1 protein-coding gene is annotated in these 1,027 nt (G+C 64.7%); it reads left to right on the top strand.

What is annotated here, in order from left to right:
- Positions 1–213: 213 nt before the first annotated feature.
- The coding region (locus AC2VON_RS20855) for a PPE family protein (protein WP_486954620.1) at positions 214–1,027 on the top strand (814 nt) is incomplete at its 3' end.

The following is a 1,027-nucleotide window of genomic DNA, read 5'->3' as shown; positions in this document are numbered from 1 at the left end:
CGCCGACGCCGACGTGCTCCTGGAACCCGATATGTGCAGGCGGATCCGGTGCGTGGCCTACCAGGTGATCCACGCGTTCGACTGAGCTTCGCCAAGCGAGTGGGCCAGGACGGAAAAATCGATAAGTGCGACGGTGGTCACGGTGGTGTTGTAACCTTCGCGTTGGCTTTGGTTCAACCGCGGTCGTGGGCGAGGGGTATGGGGGTGCGGGGCGTGTCTTTTCAGGTTTTTCCGCCGGAGGTCAACTCGGCTCGGATGTTTGCGGGGGCAGGTGCGGCGCCGATGGTGGCTGCGGCGGCGGCGTGGGGTGATGTGGCCGCGGAGTTGAGGTCGACGGCGGCTTCTTTTTCGGCGTTGACCTCTGGGCTTGCCAGCGACTCGTGGCAGGGTGCGGCGTCGGCGGCGATGGTGGGTGCGGCCGCCCAGTACGCGGGCTGGCTGTCGGAGACGGCGACGCGGGCTGAGGTCGCCGCGGCGCAGGCCAATGCCGCGGTCGCGGCGTTTGAGGGGGCGTTCGCGACAGTGGTGCATCCCGAGGCGGTGGCGGCCAACCGGTCGCAGTTGGTGGGGTTGGTGCGGTCGAACTTGTTCGGGCAGAACGCTGCGGTGATCGCCGCCACGGAAGCGGCGTATGAGCAGATGTGGGTTCGGGATGTCGCGGCGATGGTCGGGTACCACGGTGGGGCTTCGGCGGTGGTGTCGGGACTGGTCTCGTTTGTGTCGCCGTTGGCGGGTCTGGGGAATCTTTCCGCCGGGTTTGGTGGCCTCAACGCGGCAGGTGTGGGGGGTTCTCCGGCGGCGACGACCTATGTGAGCCTCGGGTTGGCGAATCTCGGTGGCGGAAATGTGGGTAACGGCAATGTCGGCTGGGCGAACTTCGGCAATGGCAATTCTGGGAACAATAATTTCGGGTTCGGCAACCTGGGTAACTTGAATCTGGGTTCCGGGAATTTCGGGATGTCCAATCGCGGTATCGGGAATCACGGTGACTTCAACCTGGGTTTCGGGAACTTCGGAAACTACAACT

Source organism: Mycobacterium sp. TH-M82, from assembly GCF_057473605.1.
This window is presented reverse-complemented; position numbering and strand designations above follow the sequence as displayed.